At 48.2% G+C, this 17,769-nt stretch carries 12 protein-coding genes; 4 read left to right on the top strand and 8 right to left on the bottom strand.

The window, feature by feature from the left end; all coding sequences use genetic code 11:
* Positions 1-506: 506 nt before the first annotated feature.
* The 8 genes from H7U12_RS21320 to H7U12_RS21290 form a co-directional block, all read right to left on the bottom strand.
* The gene (locus tag H7U12_RS21320; protein ID WP_206683971.1) at positions 507-3,098 is read right to left on the bottom strand and encodes a glycoside hydrolase family protein; all 2,592 of its coding nucleotides are present in this window, start codon (positions 3,096-3,098) and stop codon (positions 507-509) included.
* 424 nt (positions 3,099-3,522) lie between these two features.
* Positions 3,523-4,161, bottom strand: a complete 639-nt coding sequence (locus H7U12_RS21315) for a hypothetical protein (RefSeq protein WP_186641947.1) — start codon at positions 4,159-4,161, stop codon at positions 3,523-3,525.
* Positions 4,162-4,246: 85 nt separating this feature from the next.
* Entirely contained in the window at positions 4,247-4,753 is a 507-nt protein-coding gene (locus H7U12_RS21310; RefSeq protein ID WP_186641946.1) for a hypothetical protein, read from the bottom strand.
* 92 nt (positions 4,754-4,845) lie between these two features.
* Entirely contained in the window at positions 4,846-5,436 is a 591-nt protein-coding gene (locus H7U12_RS21305) for a hypothetical protein (RefSeq protein WP_186641945.1), read from the bottom strand.
* Between the two features lie 92 nt (positions 5,437-5,528).
* Complete coding sequence (locus tag H7U12_RS21300; protein WP_186641944.1) at positions 5,529-6,029, bottom strand: hypothetical protein; 501 nt, start codon at positions 6,027-6,029, stop codon at positions 5,529-5,531.
* A gap of 177 nt (positions 6,030-6,206) precedes the next feature.
* Positions 6,207-6,662, bottom strand: coding sequence for a hypothetical protein (locus H7U12_RS21295; protein WP_186641943.1), 456 nt, complete (start codon positions 6,660-6,662; stop codon positions 6,207-6,209).
* 27 nt (positions 6,663-6,689) lie between these two features.
* Entirely contained in the window at positions 6,690-6,824 is a 135-nt protein-coding gene (locus H7U12_RS22825) for a hypothetical protein (protein WP_255897462.1), read from the bottom strand.
* A 12-nt stretch (positions 6,825-6,836) separates the two neighbouring features.
* The gene (locus H7U12_RS21290; RefSeq protein ID WP_186641942.1) at positions 6,837-7,007 is read right to left on the bottom strand and encodes a hypothetical protein; all 171 of its coding nucleotides are present in this window, start codon (positions 7,005-7,007) and stop codon (positions 6,837-6,839) included.
* 1,398 nt (positions 7,008-8,405) lie between these two features.
* Here H7U12_RS21290 and H7U12_RS21285 point away from each other — a divergent pair.
* The 4 genes from H7U12_RS21285 to H7U12_RS21270 all read left to right on the top strand — a co-directional run bounded on the left by H7U12_RS21285 (position 8,406) and on the right by H7U12_RS21270 (position 17,719).
* On the top strand, positions 8,406-11,471 hold the full coding sequence (locus tag H7U12_RS21285; protein WP_206683970.1) for a beta-L-arabinofuranosidase domain-containing protein: 3,066 nt from the start codon (positions 8,406-8,408) through the stop codon (positions 11,469-11,471).
* Positions 11,472-11,867: 396 nt separating this feature from the next.
* The gene (locus H7U12_RS21280) at positions 11,868-14,450 is read left to right on the top strand and encodes a DUF5695 domain-containing protein (RefSeq protein WP_255897466.1); all 2,583 of its coding nucleotides are present in this window, start codon (positions 11,868-11,870) and stop codon (positions 14,448-14,450) included.
* A 489-nt stretch (positions 14,451-14,939) separates the two neighbouring features.
* Positions 14,940-15,326 carry a hypothetical protein gene (locus H7U12_RS21275; protein WP_186641939.1) on the top strand — a complete coding sequence of 129 codons (387 nt, stop codon included), beginning with the start codon at positions 14,940-14,942 and terminating at the stop codon, positions 15,324-15,326.
* A 101-nt stretch (positions 15,327-15,427) separates the two neighbouring features.
* A complete protein-coding gene (locus tag H7U12_RS21270; protein WP_186641938.1) occupies positions 15,428-17,719 on the top strand; it encodes a TonB-dependent receptor in 2,292 nt (763 codons plus the stop codon).
* Positions 17,720-17,769: the final 50 nt, after the last annotated feature.

Here is a 17,769-nt window from a genome sequence, read left to right as displayed (position 1 = left end):
CCGAACTGTTCTAAACTTAGGTGCAGCAATTTCAAAATTTGTACCTGAGTTTACAAAAGCTGATTTCAGGCGTTTAACTTATGACTAGTCTATCAAAGCTTCCGGCCTTGCCTACTTGGAGGAGTAGGCAAGGCCGGAAGCTTTATTAAACTATAACTGGTTCAAGTTTATAACTTGGACCTAAAATGAGCCGAAGTTTGTAACTTCAGTGAGCCGTAAGGCTCAAATTACGCAGTAAGTACAATGCCTTCTCAACTGAATCAAACCATTGAAATAGAACTAAACGGCCCTAATTCCCAGAAATGGAGTTCTGAAGTAGTGGCAAGTTCCTTCATTGCAGCGATACGGGATTCTTTCTCATTTAACACGCTCAGTCCAAAAGTCACCACTTGGCTCAGGTAATATCAACGTCCCATCACAAGGGAAACAATGGGACACAAAAAAACCGTTTCGGGGTGTTTTGGTGAAAACACTCCCGAAACGGTTTTCCAGGAACGGGTACGCTGCTAGTTCTTTTTGAGCCAGACTCCCTCTATCTCGACCCCGATTGGCTGCCCCGGCTTGCTTGCGTTCTGGTCCTGGGTGACAGATATCTCCAGTTTCTCTATCTGCGGCAACTGGAAAGCACCCGGTTTATTTGATGAAAACCAAAGCGGATGAAAGCCCGGGTACGGGCGCGGCAACAACAGGAAAGGCGCAGGTTTCAAGGCACTCAGTGGAATCTCCAGTACCTGGAAGGTAGCGCCCACGTTCACGGTAGCCGCGAAGGCCGCCGCGTTGCCACTGATCAGGCGCACGTTCACCGGCAAAGCCGAGGCTGTAGTGGCCTTCATTCTGACCACCAGTTTGTCAAAGCTCGCCAGTTCGGGCGCTCTGCCCTGTAGCTTATCCCCGATGTACTGCTGAAAGCCCATGGTCTGGCCCGTCGCCAGCTCTTTGGCGGTCAGCTTCAGAATCAACTGCCCGGTGTTCTCTGAGGAAACCAGCTGCCGTTCATCGCTTTTCCAGAGGTTGGGGAAGACATACAGGCTCCGATCAGTGGTGGGGTTGAACAGCGACAGATTGCCTTTTTCAGCGGCCACAAAAGTTTGCCAGGTATCGGAATGGTAATAGTCCCAGGCCCAGGGATCGCCCTCGTAGCCACCCGGATAGGTCACGTGCCGGTCTCCGTCCTGCACCATGATCCGGTAGGAAATCTGCCCGGGCGAGGTGAGTTCAGCGGGTACCTCGGCCCGGTACTGGTTGTTCCCCATCGGCTGCATGCCGATGGTTTTATACACGCCTGCCTGGTTGTTGGCCTGCACTGAAACCTTCGCCGAGGCGGAAACGCCCACCACCTGCGCCGTCAGCGGGAAAGATTTACCGGCCGAGACTTCCCGCAGGGGCTGATGGTTCACGTAAGGCTTGGTGTCAAAGGGCTGGGGAGCGGCAAATTCGTTCACCTGCAGGAAGCCGAACGAAGCATCCGGTTTAAAGCCTCTTTTTCCATTTTTGGCCAATAAATAGGTGCCGGGCTGAATCTGGAAACTACCGGCTTGGGCGGTGGCGCGGTACGTGTTTCCTTCATTGACGGCGGTGATGGTAAAGGTCTCGCCCAGATCCGCGAGCAGGAGTTGCATCGCCTGGGTCTGCCACTGGAGGCGGGTCACTTCTTTGTCCGGCGAGGCTTTCGCGAACGGGTCCCGGATGTGGAAGGCATCGGGCATGACCTCCAGTCGCCAGACACCTTTTTCCAGCTTGTCCAGGAAATAAGCCCCGGAACCGGTGTACCTGGCCACCGGCGAGCTTCCCACGCCTGCCACCTGAGTCAGTTTGGCGGCATTCACCGGTTTAGTGGTGGTGGTATTGGAGTACAGGAATCTCTGCGGAGCGTTCATCTCACTCAAGGAGGCTTTGTAGCTGACCCTGAAGTTTTCAAAAACACTGTCTGCCGGATAGGTGCCGTAGCTTTTGCGGAGCGGAACCTGGTGGAAAACCTGGGCCGCGATCATGAGGCTGATGGCTTTGGATGGCGTGTACGCCAGATTGAGGTAGTGCGTCTGGTACTCGGTGTTGCCGTAGGCGGTGGCCAGCGGATCATAGGCGAACTGCGTGGCCCACTGAAACCCGGCTCCCCGGAAACTCCGGGCCATGGCCGGGTACATGTAAGAACCCAGCACGTCGCCGGCATCGAACTCATACACCATCAGGGCTTTGTTCCTGAACTCAGGAATGGTATCGAACGGAATGTGGTAGCGGTCTACATGGGGTAGGTAATTGCCTTGCAGCGTGTGGTTGGCGACCAACCCGGTGGGGTACCACTGAAAGCTGAATCCATCTACCTGGGCTTTGGCCACGGCGTCTGCGTACGTGGGCGACTCGCTGATGTTGTAGAAGATGGGTTTGGTCCAGCCCGTGGCCCGGATCGCGGCGGCCATGCGGTTCACATACTCGGTGGTTCTGGCTTTAGGGCCCGAATGCTGCGGCTCGTTGTTCACCTCGGCCCCTATGATGTTGGCATCATCGCCGTAGGTAAGTTTGGTATAGGGGTTCACGTGCCGAAGCAACTGTTTGATATAGTTTTCCTGCGCCTTGAAAGCTGTCTCGTCCACCAAGGCTTTCTGTTTGCCGTAGCGCCGGGAAAATCCGGGGGTTGCCTCGTCTTTCTCCGGGTAGCCGTTTCCCCAGAAGGCAATAGGCGTCAGCATAACTCTAATGTTGCGCTGCTTCAGTTTATACACCAGATAATCAAACAGCCGAAGGTGCTCGTTCTCCAGCAGGTTGCCCAGCGAATCGGAGATCTCGGTGTCCCAAATGTGCACCCGGAACGCGTCTAACCCCAAACGGGCCAGATGGTACACATCCTGGTCAATGGCTTTCTCGGGGTCTATTTTTCTGGCCTTGACCGAGCGGTACCCATACGCAAATGGGACGGTATAATTCACCCCGAAAAAAGTCGCCTCTTGCTTGTTCTTCTCCCAGCGCAGGATTCCCTTCTGATCTACATAGACCAAATCCGCTTCTTTTGCCTGAGAAGTCTGGGCGGAAACCCTGCTAGACGGAGCCCACCAAAGAAGTAAAAGCAGAAGAAGGCCTGGGGTTTTGGATCTGATTTTCATATAACGGCTTAAAAACGCAACGCAATCTACTCTTGGTTGCCAGCCACAAAATTACAGATGGGTCCGTTCATTACCGCTAAGCGGCAGACGAAATAGGTTAAATCCTTCAACTGGCATTAGAAAAGTTGTGATTTGGCGTGTGGTTTCCTGTACTGACGAGCACATGTACTCCATTTGCAGGAAGAGAATTGAGAGAAAGCTTTTCAAGAAGTTGGTGCCCGAAGGCCTTTCTAAGCTGCGGGCAAGAACATCAGCTGAAGTTTGGATGCTGTAGGGCGTTGTTAATTAGCTGTGGCTACGCGCCTTCCATTTGATTTTGTTTTCGGCCTGTTTTCAAGAAAATAGTCCAGAAACAGACTATGGTCTCAACGGGGAGGGCCGCTTGCCTAGACAGGGATTAAGTACAATGTTTGTACAAGTGTTTTTATAGTTCTTTCCTTATCTGGAGTTTGAAGATTTCTTTCTTGGCCACTTTCCCGTTATTACCGATAATAAAATGAGTCACAGAAGAGTCTCCTGTAATAATTTCATTGATTTTACCGTCAGAGATAATCTCACTTTCTGTCTCTACAGTAGCTACTTCAAAAGTATTCTTGGAAATCAATCTTCCAATAGAATGTAAGCCCCAGCCTCCGTCACCACAATCTGCGGCAACGATGAACTTATCTACCATTTTCCCCTGCTTATCATAAATACAGTAATTAAGTAGCGCGCAGTTGCTGCCTTCATCCTCTGTCAACATGGTAAACTCTATAAGCCCGGGGGCTCTCTCTTGCCATGAGTGAAAGTATTCTGCCATGAAATCCTGTTCAGAGAATTTACGTTTCTTATCCTGCCAAACTTTATTGAAAAACGCACTGTCGAGCATGTTGTAGTGTGCTGGTCTGGTTTCCCAATCAAGAGTATCTATATCAAATGTCTTCAGGTTAGCATATTTGAACTTACTTCTTAGATCGGAGAGATGGAAACTTTGCTGGCCGTTATCTGCTTCCTTTGCTGCATCTGTCCTGTTACATGAGGCCAAGATTGTGAAGACATAGATTACCAGTACAGCGTTTTTCATATTATTCATTTGTGCCACCGTCTCCATGTTAACAGCGTGCTAGGCCGTCAGACGAATCTTGCTGTTTACACAAGTTTAAGGTAAGTTATTCTTTCTTGAATTCTGAAACGAGAAGAGTGTTGAACAATCCTTTACTTGAATGTTCATTTAAGAATAAACAGTATAAGTAGACTTCTTGGCCCTTCTTAATCTCTTTGTTCAAAGGCTTTTCCAACTGTTTCTGAACAGGTGCCCAAAACTGGACATCTCCGGTTTGAAATAAGAATTCGTTCTCTACGAGTCCATCGAGTTGTGTGGAACTGCCGGAGAAAAGTTTAAAGACGTTTTTCATCGAGCCCAAAACTTGGGGATTCATTTTTCTTTTCTCCCCCAGGAATGTAGCATTGAATCGATATTTATCCGTCCGGGTGTAATATGAGTTTACACCCAATGTCGTTTCAATACTGTCCGCGTACTTCTTTTCATTTTGAAGCACTCCGCTGAGATTAACCTCCTTGTAATGTTTATCCCATTCAATAAAACCATCTTGGCAATACCCATCTGTTGTGGAAGCAAATAGGAATGCCAGCATTGAAAACAGGTATTTAGTCATTCTAGTATTAGTGAATTATCCTACCGCATCTAGTATAAACGACAGCCGGGGTCGGCAGCCGAAGGGTGACGTTTATAGATTGTCGTGTGCCTTTATTTTATTGCAAACTGCTTGACCATCCAGTGATTAGAGTGATTGCCAATCAAATCAATCTTTAACGCATCGTCTTTTGTGCCTAAATATTTGTAGACCTTCAAAGGAACAGAATTTGGATATACTGTTAGCCCTTCTTCGATAATTTTTAAGGCCTCTTGATTTTGACCGCTTGAGTTTAGAGCCTCAGATTGATAGACATAAATTATAGCGGGTACTTCATTGTATATATTTTTAAACTCAAAGGCTAGGTCAGTCATCAACTCCACTTGAAATTTCGTATCTGGTCTTTTACCAGAAGCCGCAGTTTGACTTATGTGTTGTTGGTAGACCATGAACATTACCAATAAATGTCTGTTTCTGGTTCTTCCGTTTCTAAGTAAGTTATCGAGCTTTTCTGGAGTGTTTGGGCTTAACTTTCCTGCATCTGATTGCAGCATTTGGGTGTAAAACTCCTCCATTAAATTCAACACAGCCTTGTCTTGATTGTCTATTTTGGTGTTGCCACGTATTTTACTAATCCGAGCTTCGTCTACTTGCGCAAGTGCGTTAAATGAGATAAATAGAAAGATTATGTATAGCTTCTTCATCGTTCAAATTGAAAATACTTTTTTAAGTGACACAATGTACTAGGCAATGCGGTAGCTACTCTGCCGTATAGGTGTGGTTTGTGGCAGTAATGTTATTCAGTGAATACTTCGTCAAATTCAATTTTTTCAGGCTGCTCCCCTATCCTATTAGGATTAGGTATCGTCAGAACAGATACCTTGACCCTCCATTTACCGTCCGATGTTTTGGTGCCCTCTATTACCCCGCTCTCTATGTCATACATTCCCCTGCCCCAGCCGCCGACCTCATTGAAATAACAGTTGGTTGTATTGACCTCTTTTCCTGAGAAACGGAACTGGGAGGCTTCGGTATTTACCTCAAAAGTGAATATTGTAACCAGTTCATCATCAATAGCATTGTCACACTCAGCCCTAGAGTGCGCATATTTAAACACAGTGTTGCTTCCGTCTTCAACCGTATAGTAGTTGGAGCGACTGGCTGTATTAAACTTCTTTTCAATATTCTTGCCGTGGGTGAAGGTGGTAGTCAATGTCTCGGGGTTGCAGTCATCTCTTTCGTCACAGCCAACCAATGTGGATATAGTCAATATCAATGCAAGGTATAGGATCTTCATATGGATTGGTTTTAATTGTCAGACCTGTTGAGTCTTTTACAAGACTCTATCTTCTGTGAGACCCGTAAATTCCTGTCAGTGTTGCACTGCTATTTTAGTAATTTCCACTAACGTCTAGTATAAACGACGCGCAAGGCGGTCGGCCGAGCATGATTTTTACACAATATTAGGCGTAGGTTATTTTATTAGGCTTCTTATCCAGCTTTTTTTCACTCTATAGCTAAACTCTCCTGCTTTGGACAGCCAATTCTCAACCTTTTGCCTTTCTTTCCAATCCTTTTCAGTTGCTACTGATATTTCCATTTCCGTGAATGCTACGTTGAACGGATCAAATATCATCAGCTCATATTCTGCTTTCTCTTTAGGCTTTAAATTATAAGTCCGTATCGGCAGAGTGTCAAAGTTGTCATTCCCGATTGAAGAGCCTGTCCTGAAAACCCTCAGCAATAGGTACTCAATAGTTGTTTCAGTATTGTTCTTAATTTCTATTCTTGCTTTGTTGTATCTGGGAAGAAAGTCAGTTGGGTTGAGTTTGTGTAAATCTTGAGAGAAGCTTTTTAGCTTTATAACTATGTTTGCCAAGAACTGCTCTAGTTCATCAGTTCTATCACTTCTAATTAATTCTAGATTCATAATTCTAATTTGGCACAACGTACTTAGTTATTTTTTTAATTTTTCTTTTAATTCTTCAGTCATCCCTCCGAGAAGCAAGTCAAAATATTCTTTTGATGATTCTAGACTAGGCAGCTTTAGTTTATAATCTTCTTCATCATCAAAATTTCCGAAAAGCGTCAAACTTTTATGAAGTTAAATTACAAATTCATCGGTCTCGGCTCCGTAAACACTGACCCAGAATCCACCATGTTCATCATCCATTGTCGATAAATCCTTTATTGCTTTATCGATGTCAGCATTAGTAATGTCGACTTTGTCATATCCCGTTGCATATTGTATATATGAACCTTCAATCTTTATCATCTGATTTTATATAATATAGTTTCCGATTCGATCTTTAAACGATTTTTATAAATTTCAATATTTTTAATTAAGCACAACGGTCTCGTGCATGAGGCGTGCAAGGCCGTCGGCTGTAGCATGGCTTATGCACAATGTTAGCACACAGTTTTTTATATGTTTGTTATTTTTTTTGATTATCCAACTTCTTCAGAGATAGCTTCAAAAATTAAAGTTAGCCAAACAGTTCCAGTTGATATAGAAAACAGTCCTAGGCTTTTGTTTATCCTTGATTTATAATTTGAAAACAATATGATTCCGGATATTATTAGTACTGGCCCGCTAAAGATAATTCTAGGCACGATAAATCTATCCTTTAAATAATGTAGGTCAAAAAGTTGAAATACTATTAAGTATCTCAACATTGGGAAAAGCGCTAAAGCTATTAGTATGTATAGTAAAACAAGCTTAAAATTTATATGTAATTTCATCATTATGATTTAAAAATTTATAAAATGAGTGCTAACTACTATATATAAAGAGTACATCCGGTTATTGGCACTTTGAATAGAGGTTACTAAAAAATTTCAAACCCTTTCACCCATTATCCCCCCTTATACAGTCTACTTCCAATATAGGTGTTTTTCAAAAATATTCAAGAAGCCTTATGCTCCTCCTCAGTTTGTCGGCAATCTTTTTACATTGGTAATCTAACAGCGCTTGAATGTAGCGGAGGGTCATACTCATTCAAGTAGGTGTATGGCGCAGGCAGGACGTAAAGAGACATCCACCACCTTACATTAGCACATTGCGGACGCTATAAATGGCGTTTTATCCGCTCCCTCCTTAGATCCACATCCTCGAAAGGTACACTCCGTTGTAGGCCTTAAGCTCTCCATTTGCCTCTTCAAGGACAACGGAGGTACGGTCATTCCTACACTTTCCAGCAAATCAACTATAAAGCTGACGACACCTTTGACCTAACTGAAAACTTGAAATTCATTCAGCTTGCTCCTTAGAATTACGACTTTTATAAAGATAAAACACTGACTGCTTGCATGATGCGTTTGAACACCTTAAATCCATAGGAGAAAGGCAACACGCCTAACGACGCTGACGGGATTGGGCACATGTTAATATTATATGATCATTAGCTAAAATAAGATTATAGATACATCCAGAGGCTTGATAGTTTTATACTGGCTTATCAAACCAGGAAAACTGGTTTTGGATAAGTCGGTTTTCAGAAGCACAATCTTTGGGTTTTCAGGCCATTTTCGGCGAACTATCGCCAATTCTGTCAACCACAAAATGACTACCTCTTAAGATGAGTCTTTGAAGCAAAAGGTATAAACCAATGCCTATCAAATTCATCTCCGCTTAGCACAGTATTCAGTTAAAATATAGCTTATCAATATGAAAATGTACAACGTATTCTTGCGTGCCCTCCTGTTCATTGCAGTTCTGGCCCAGGGGGTTAACACCGCTCAGGCACAGAATGGAGACCAGATATTAGATGGAATTGGTGAAACGGGAATGATTGCCCGCTATGTGCTGAATGGAGATCTCAAAGATTGGTCACGCAATACGTTGCACGCCAAAACACAAGGTACCGGAGCCACCTTTGTCAGTGACAATCAGTTTGGCAAAGTCTTGTCGCTTTCAGGAGAAAACAATGCGTTTGTCACCATCCCCGGAGAAGCGCTAACCGATTTAGAATCCATCAGTATCTCAGGCTGGGTAAACTTGCGTTCAAAGCAGCCCGGCCAGCGCTTTTTTGATTTCGGGAAGGAGGCCACCAAACATTTCTTTGCGGCTCCGGTAGGCACAAACGCGCAGGAAGGCTTTCAGGCGTTGATCACCACTGATAAAGCTGGCAAAAAAGGAGCGGTTTCTCCGGCCATTGAAGCGAATAAATGGACTCACCTGGCCATTGTGATTGATGTTCCTGCTAAATCAATGAGTACCTATGCTAATGGTAAACTTGTAGGACAATCGAAAGATATTCCGCAAGAGTTAAGTGAGGTTTTCGGTCAGCAATCCAAGCTGTATATCGGGAAATCGCTAACCACGGGAGATCCCAACCTGAATGCCTTGCTCCATGATTTCCGTATTTACCGGGTTCCCTTGAGCGCCAGACAGGTGGCCGTCATCTATACCAATGCCCAGACAGGCCGAGGCCTTAATGAAGGATCGGTTAATACCACCGGTAAGCGGGTGGAGGATGATCTTCCCCGTTTTTCTCCTACTGAGGCAAAACTCTATAATACGTATCTAGTTCAGGTGTCTGATGTGGAAGTAGAAACCGAAGTGGGCAATCTGCCCCGGCTCCCAAGTTACGTACCCGGCACGTACAAGAATGAGATGAAAGGCAAGGCTCCGCAAGTGCGGGTGGTGTGGCCGGCTGCCACGGACAATAGTGCTGTTCTTAAGCCCGGCCGCTATACCATTACCGGGCGGGTGGCCGGCACAAATTTCCAACCCAAGGCAGTTGTTACCGTCAAAGAATCCTCGAAAGCGGCAACACCAAGCTCCAAGCTGCAGCCCTTCAATTTGGCTCAGGTTTCTCTTAAATCCAATGCGCGTGGCCAGGAAACGCAGTTTACCGAAAACCGTGACAAGTTTATAAACACCCTAGCGAAAACCGACCCCAACTCCTTTCTCTATATGTTCCGCCATGCTTTTGGCCAGAAACAACCCGAAGGAGCCAAACCGCTGGGAGTCTGGGACAGTCAGGATACGAAATTGAGAGGCCATGCCACTGGGCATTACCTCACGGCCATTGCCCAAGCCTATGCGGGTACAGGTTATGATAAGGCCCTGCAGGCCAATTTCTCCAGCAAAATGGAAGACATGGTCAATACCCTGTATGAGTTATCGCAACTCTCCGGAAAGCCGAACCAGACAGGAGGCAAACACGTGGCGGACCCGGCAGCGGTGCCGCCCGGTCCCGGCGAATCAACGTTCGATTCTGACCTAAGCGATGAAGGCATCCGGACCGATTACTGGAACTGGGGCGTGGGATACATCAGCGCTTATCCTCCAGATCAGTTCATCATGCTGGAAAACGGCGCCAAGTACGGCGGGCAGAAAAACCAGGTGTGGGCCCCGTATTACACCCTGCACAAAATACTGGCCGGCTTAATGGATGTGTATGAAGTGAGCGGCAATAAAAAAGCATTGACCGTAGCTTCTGGCATGGGCGACTGGGTACACGCCCGCTTAACAAAATTGCCCACTGATACGCTGATAAAGATGTGGAACACGTACATCGCCGGGGAGTTTGGCGGCATGAACGAGTCCATGGCGCATCTGTACCGGCTTACCAGTAAACCGAATCACCTGCAAACCGCCCAGTTATTCGATAACATCAGAGTATTCTACGGCGATACAGCCCATTCGCATGGGCTGGCCAAGAACGTAGATCTTTTCCGGGGTCTGCATGCCAACCAGCATATCCCTCAAATTGTGGGAAGTATGGAAATGTACCGGGTCTCCAACAATCCGGAATATTACAAGATCGCAGATAACTTCTGGTACAAGATGGTCAATGACTATATGTACAGCATTGGAGGAGTGGCCGGGGCCCGTAACCCAAACAACGCCGAATGTTTCGTTGCTCAGCCGGGTACCCTGTATGAAAACGGCTTCGCTGCCGGTGGCCAGAACGAAACCTGCGCCACCTACAACATGCTCAAGCTAACCAGTGACCTGTTCCTCTTCGATCAACGTGGTGAGTTAATGGACTACTACGAGCGTGCGCTGTACAACCATATTCTGGCTTCTGTGGCTGAAAACAGCCCGGCCAATACCTATCACGTACCGCTCAGACCAGGGTCTACAAAACAATTCGGCAACCCCAATATGACCGGCTTCACGTGTTGCAACGGTACCGCCATAGAGAGCAGCACCAAGCTGCAGAATTCCATTTACTTCAAGAGCAAAGACAACCAGGCGCTCTATGTCAATCTGTTCGTCCCCTCCACCCTTGATTGGACGGAGCGCAATGTAAAGGTGGAGCAGACCACCAATTTCCCCAACGAAGACAACACCCGTCTCACCATCAAGGGAAAGGGTAAATTTGATGTCAACGTGCGGGTGCCCGGCTGGGCCACCAAAGGGTTCTTTGTGAAGATCAACGGCAAAGAACAAAAGGTAGATGCCAAACCGGGTAGTTACCTGAAACTAAACCGGAAATGGAAAAATGGCGATGTCATTGAAATGAGAATGCCTTTCCAGTTCCATTTAGACCCTGTGATGGATCAGCCAAACATCGCCAGTATGTTCTACGGACCAATTTTACTTGCCGCTCAGGAACCCGAAGCCAGAAAAGAATGGCGTAAAGTAACCCTGGATGCTGAAGACCTGAGCAAGTCCATCAAAGGAGATCCCCAGCAGTTACAGTTCACGATTGATGGGGTCGTGTTCAAGCCCTTCTACGAAACCTACGGCCGTCATTCTGTTTACTTGGATGTTTCGCTAAAATAGGCCGAAAACCCAACTGCTGGCGAGACGGTCGCTTCACATGAAGCGGCGGTCTCGCCAGCAGTCTATAACTCTTGCCGGATTGTACTTGCGACACTTTTGTGTGCAAATCAGCTTAAACCTTTTCTTTACACAAAGAGAAGTACCCATTCGAGTTTGTACCGCGTGTAACTCATTCCTGACACCTCCTCACTAAATTCAAAGTTATCCTCCATCATGACGTCTGCTTCTAAAAAGATTACTGCTCCCCAAAGACTGTGCATTCTTACAATGCTTGGGTGTCTGCTTCTCTCCTTGCCACTCCCACTTTTGGCTCAATCGTGGAAAGACCTTGCCCAACGTCCCTCCACGTTGAATGTTGAACAGGGAACCATTTCCTTTCAAACGCCTTCTTTTCAGGTGGAATTGGTAAAAGCTTCCCAAACCGTAGCGGGGTTGCATCCCAAATCTGAACCAGCGTTTGATTATACCCCAGGCGATCGGTTGAAAGTGCGCGGCAGCAATGGCATGTATCACCTGGGAGATTTGAACCTGCGAATCCGGCAGGGGCAATCAGGTCCGTGGAAGTCCTTTTCAACGGCTTCGCAGCGAAAGCCGGTCCAACCCTTAGCTGCACAAGGTACTATTCTGGCCGCCGCTGATTTGGCCAATACCTTGCCTGCTGACCTACCCCTCACGATTAAACGGTTTTGGCAGGTAGAGCAAGGGCAACTGGTGCTTCGGTTTGAACTGACCAACCGGACCACAACACCCGTGGAAATAGGAGCCCTGGGCATCCCTATGATTTTCAACAATATTCTGGAAGGGAAAGATCTGGTAAAAGCCCATGCGCAGAGCGTTTTGTATGATCCCTACATTGGTCAGGATGCCGGCTACTTACAGGTTACCCGTCTGCACGGAAAAGATTCTTCCTTACTGGTTCTCCCCTACGGGAATTCTCCTTTTGAGGCATATAATCCCTTGAATGATGATCCTACGCCAAGAGGAATTGCCTTTGAAGGTTTTCATGAATGGATGGTGCACAGCAAAGCCTATGCAGAAAATGAATGGCAGAAAGCAGAACCCTGGAATCAGCCTACGTCTGTTACCCTGAAACCGGGAGAAGCAAAAAGCTATGGCGTTCGCTTTGTGCTGGGAGGCACTCCGCAGAACCTTGAAAAGAAATTACTGCAGAACAATCGCCCTGTTGCCGTTGGCATCCCAGGCTATGTTTTGCCCCAGGACGTGAACGGCAAGCTGTTTATCAACTATAAAAGCAAGGTCAGGAGCATCAAAACGGAACCGGAAGGTGCCTTGGTCATCAACGCTGCTCCCTCTACTAAAAGCGGCTGGAAAGCCTATGCCGTTAAAGGTCAGAAATGGGGAAGAGCTAGGGTCACCATTCAGTACGAAGATGGCTTAGTACAAACAGTACATTACAAGATGATCAAGCCCGAACAAGAAACTGTTTCGGATTTTGGCAACTTCCTGACCACGAAGCAATGGTTTGAAAAAGAAGGCGATCGGTTTGGCCGCAGCCCTTCTGTCATAAGCTACGACAATGAGAAAAAGCAGCAGGTGCTGGAGGATAACAGGGTCTGGATAGCTGGTCTAAGCGATGAAGCCGGAGCCGGCAGTTGGTTGGGGGCCATCATGAAGCAATCTGTACTGCCTAAGAAGTCAGAAATAGACAAGCTCCAGCGGTTTGTGGAGGAAACGCTTTGGGGCCGCATACAGGTGGCAGAAGGTCCAAATAAATTCGGGGTTCGCAAAAGCCTGTTTTATTACGCGCCTGACTCTTTGCCCGCGGGGACCTATACGATTCCTGCCAATCTGAAGGTCTGGTCTTTGTGGCCCAAGAAAGAAGCCTATTCCTTAGGTCGATCCTACAACTACCCTCACGTAGCAGCGGCGCATTGGGTGCTGTACCGGTTGGCCCGCCATCACAAAGGACTGGTCACTTCGCAATCCTGGAACTGGTACCTCAGCAACGCGTATGAAACAGCCATGGCCATGGTTCGCCTGGCCCCGCATTACGCGGAGTTCGGGCAAATGGAAGGCACCATTTTTTACATGATCCTGAAGGATTTGAAAGCCGAGGGCAAGAGTGAAATGGCCGGTCTGCTGGAGGCCGAAATGAAAAAGCGGGCCATTCACTGGGCTTCCCTTCCCTACCCTTTCGGGAGCGAAATGCCCTGGGACTCCACCGGTCAGGAGGAAGTATATATCTGGTCGCTCTTTTTCGGGTACGAGGAGAAAGCCGATGTGACCCTGAACGCCATTCTGGCCTACATGCCTACCGTGCCTCACTGGGCGTATAACGGCAACGCCAGACGCTACTGGGATTTCTTGTATGCGGGAGGTTTGCCGCGGGTGGAGCGGATGATTCACCACTATGGCTCCGGCCTGAATGCCATCCCGGTGCTGACCGAGTACCGCCGGCAGCCGGACAATTTCTATTTACTACGCGTTGGCTACGGTGGCGTTTTAGGAACACTGTCTAACATCACCGAAGAGGGTTTTGCCCCCGCCGCCTTCCACAGCTACCCAGCCAGCCTACACAATGACAGTTATTCCGGAGATTACGGCCCAGGCTTCTTCGGTTATGCGGTTAACTCAGCTACTTACTTAACCCAACACCCTGACTTCGGTTGGGTGACTTTTGGCGGCAATGTAAGCGAGAAAAACAAATGGGTGGAAGTGCAGCCTACGACGGCTGGCAGATCAGCAGCGTTTATTGCCCCTGCCGGATTGTTGGTTTCCTTACAAGCCGGAAAGATGAAAAAGATAGCCTACCATCCAGCTTCTGGTCAGGTGAAAATAACCCTGGATGCAGCCGACACCTTTACCCCGACAGCTTTTCTCACCACTGAGCAACCGAGCCAAGCAAAAGGAGGAGCTACCTATAGTTTAAAAACAAAAGCAACGAAGCAGCGAGGTGGTTACGAAGTCAACCTTTCCAACAAAGAAACAGAAGTGATTATCGACCGTCAGAAAAAGTAAAGAAACCACTAAGAAGAAAGTAAACACGCCGCAGAACGGAAATACTGGCACCAGGCAAGTCAGTTTCATTCTGCGGCCAACAAAGACAACTCCCGCCTAAGCAATAAGACCTGTTATTGCTTAGGCGGGAGTTGTCTTTGTTAGTCATTCCAAGAATTTCTGTAAAGATCAACGGCACAGATTGAAGCTCATACTCAAAATCGGGCAGTTTCCGGAAAACAGGCTATAAACGAAAATCTAATTAAGTCATAGCCTTGTAAAGGTTTTTCAACACCTATCTATAGTAATGTAACAGTAGAACGTAGCCAGTCGATTTTAATAAGAGAAGACAATTTCCTCATTTAGTCAGCTTCGCCTAATGAAGAGATGAACCATCTCCCCTGCTTTTTGAGGCTCTTTTTTGAAAACACATGCTAATCTGTAGAAGCAAAGCAACATTCACTGTTAAAAGAAAACATCCTCGTCTATCTTTGCGTCAAATCACCGCCTTTGAAACGAGCCTTTACCATAGCGCTTCTTATTGTGATGCTAGCGCAGTCGCTCAGCCGTTTCTTCATTGTCGTTAATTTCCAGGCTAACCGAAATTATATTGCGGAGTTCCTGTGCGTGAACAAGGCAAAGCCTGAGCTGAAATGTAATGGCCGGTGCTACCTGGTGAAAAAGATGAAGCTGGCGGAATCAGCTGAGGGCCAAGTTCCCTCTTCTGGAAACCAAACCCAGAAACACAAGTTAGAAAGTCCCCTGTTTTATCAACCTCTGTTCTCGGCCCAAGCTTATCTGCTGAACGGGGTGCAGGACTTTTGCGTCTTTGTCCCCACCAGGTACATCGGAGGAGCTCCAGGCTCTGTTTTCCACCCTCCCCAGCGTATCGTTTAGATTCAGACTTCCGGCTCCCCAAGTACGGCCCGCAATGCTGATCCCGCATCGTAGGCCGGTCATTTGGCGCGTGCGTATTTTCTAAACGATACTTTATTCAGATGAAAAAAAGATACTCCAGTATCCTTCTCCTCTTGGGGATGCTGACGGGTCCGCTTTCCTATGCCCAAATAAAAGTGCAGGGAAAAGTACTGGACGCAATCACAAAAGAGGCGCTGGTTGGCGCTACGGTCCGTTTGGGCCATAGTCAGACTACCAGCACCCAGCAGGACGGCAGCTTCTCCTTCCTACCTCCCTTAACGGCAGACTCCGTAACGGTCACTTACCTGAGGTACGTTCCCCTGGCGGTGACAACGGCTCGTCAGCCGATGACGATTCTGATGCAGCCCGCGGCTAATGCCATCAACCAAGTAGTGGTAACCGCCAGCAGACAGGCGCAGATGCGCGCCGATGCTCCCGTGGCTATCAGTACGATATCCAAGCAGGTCATGGTAGACACGAAAGCTGTTTCCCTGGACCAGCTGCTCAACAAGGTAAGCGGCGTGTACATGGTGAACCTGGGCAACGAGCAACACACCATGGCCATCCGGCAGCCCATCGGGTACAGGAGTCTGTTCCTGTATCTGGAAGACGGCATCCCCATTCGCACCTCCGGCGATTTTAACCACAACGCGCTGATCGAAATCAACATGGCCGCCCTAAAAACCATAGAGGTGATCAGGGGCCCCTCTTCCTCGCTGTACGGCAGTGAAGCCATTGGTGGCGCCGTGAACTTCCTCACCCAATCCCCTTCTCAGATACCCACGGCCGCCCTGCAGGTGGAAGCCAGTAACCGGGGTTACCGGCGCACGGAGTTTAGCGCCTCCAACACCATCGGGAAGTTGGGGGTTTACGTGGGTGGTTATTATGCCCGGCAGCGGGATGGAATCATGGACCACAGCGATTTCGATAAGTTGGGACTCACGCTGAGAGCCGACTATAGGATGAATGACCGCACCAAGCTGACGAACTCCGCCACCCTCGTGGATTACCAGACAGACCAGACCGGCGGCCTGGACAGCACGCGCTTCTATGGAAGGCAATACGCCAGCCTGCACACGTTCAGTTACCGGAAAGTCAATGCCCTTCGCCTGCGCAGCACCCTGGAACACACGTGGGACTCCACCAACAGTACGGCACTCACCGGATTCTTCCGGCACAGCTCCATCGGGCAGAATCCCTTCTATTCCATCAGCAACGTGGCCGGTAATCCGCTCAAGGCGAAAGGCGAAATCAACGAAGATGCTTTCCACAGCTACGGCCTTAACGCCCAACAGCGGCTTGCGCTCTCCTTCCTGGATGCTCACCTCACTATAGGCCTCAGCGCCGATTACAGCCCTGCCACCTACAATGCCAAGTTCATCTCCGTGGACCGTGACGAAACGGGAGTCTACACCGGGTATACGCCCTCAGATTCGTTGCTCATAGACTACGATGTACAATTGCTGAATTCCGCCTTTTATACTCAATTTGAAATTTCACCGCTAAAACGACTCAAGTTGGTAGCAGCCCTTCGGTATGACCGCCTGGACTATCGCTTCGACAACCACCTTCCGTCTAATGCCTTCACCGGTGCTCCAGACGAAAACAATGGCTTTCGCAACCTCTCGCCTAAGCTGGGCCTGACCTATGGCTTGAGCAACAATGCCGGCACGTATGCCAACTACAGCGTGGGGTTTGCTCCGCCCCAGATTACGGAGCTCTACCGCGGAGTGCAGGTCCCTACCCTCAGGCCATCGGTGTACCGGAACTATGAAGTAGGCGGCTGGCTCAGTTTCGCTCATCAGAGAGGGTATCTGGATGTAAGCGCCTACCACATGGATGGAACGGATGAGATTATTTCGGTGAGGCTGGCAGATGGCTCCTACCAAAACCAGAATGCCGGACAAACGCGTCACCGAGGCATAGAGTACAGCATTTCCTATTCTCCCTTGAGCAGTTTGACCCTACGCTGGGGCGGTACCAACGCCAAGCACTGGTTCATAGACTACCAGGAAAAAGGCGTTGATTTTGCGGGCAAAGAGATGGCCACGGCTCCCGGGTTCATCGGAAATGCGGAGGTCACCTTCAAACCTGCCTTCGTGCCCGGCCTACGGCTTGGCTTGGAATGGCAGCACCTGGGCACCTATTACACCGATCAAGCTAATACTGACACCTACCGGGGCTATGACGTCTTAAATCTAAGAGTCGGCTATACGCTAAAAGGGTTTGAGGCCTGGGTGAACGCCCTCAACGCCACGGATCGTCTGTACGCCACCACCGTGGAGAAGTCTGCTTTCGGGAAGAGTTTCCGCAAGGGAGCACCCTGCACCTTCCACTTCGGGGTAGGCTATCGTTTTGCTGCCCGGTCATAGATGTTTTGGGCCTGTTTTCTGGAAAACAGGCCCAAAACAAGTTATCACAG

The organism is Rufibacter sediminis (assembly GCF_014269285.1).
Classification (GTDB): domain Bacteria; phylum Bacteroidota; class Bacteroidia; order Cytophagales; family Hymenobacteraceae; genus Nibribacter; species Nibribacter sediminis.
Note: the sequence above shows the minus strand (reverse complement) of the source record. Positions and strands in the feature narration are given on the sequence as shown.

What these genes read in the sequence shown, in the direction of transcription:
- H7U12_RS21320 (WP_206683971.1), bottom strand. Translation starts at nt 3,098, where the DNA reads ATGAAAATCAGATCCAAAACCCCAGGCCTTCTTCTGCTTTTACTTCTT.
- H7U12_RS21315 (WP_186641947.1), bottom strand. Translation starts at nt 4,161, where the DNA reads ATGAAAAACGCTGTACTGGTAATCTATGTCTTCACAATCTTGGCCTCA.
- H7U12_RS21310 (WP_186641946.1), bottom strand. Translation starts at nt 4,753, where the DNA reads ATGACTAAATACCTGTTTTCAATGCTGGCATTCCTATTTGCTTCCACA.
- H7U12_RS21305 (WP_186641945.1), bottom strand. Translation starts at nt 5,436, where the DNA reads ATGAAGAAGCTATACATAATCTTTCTATTTATCTCATTTAACGCACTT.
- H7U12_RS21300 (WP_186641944.1), bottom strand. Translation starts at nt 6,029, where the DNA reads ATGAAGATCCTATACCTTGCATTGATATTGACTATATCCACATTGGTT.
- H7U12_RS21295 (WP_186641943.1), bottom strand. Translation starts at nt 6,662, where the DNA reads ATGAATCTAGAATTAATTAGAAGTGATAGAACTGATGAACTAGAGCAG.
- H7U12_RS21290 (WP_186641942.1), bottom strand. Translation starts at nt 7,007, where the DNA reads ATGATAAAGATTGAAGGTTCATATATACAATATGCAACGGGATATGAC.
- H7U12_RS21285 (WP_206683970.1), top strand. Translation starts at nt 8,406, where the DNA reads ATGTACAACGTATTCTTGCGTGCCCTCCTGTTCATTGCAGTTCTGGCC.
- H7U12_RS21270 (WP_186641938.1), top strand. Translation starts at nt 15,428, where the DNA reads ATGAAAAAAAGATACTCCAGTATCCTTCTCCTCTTGGGGATGCTGACG.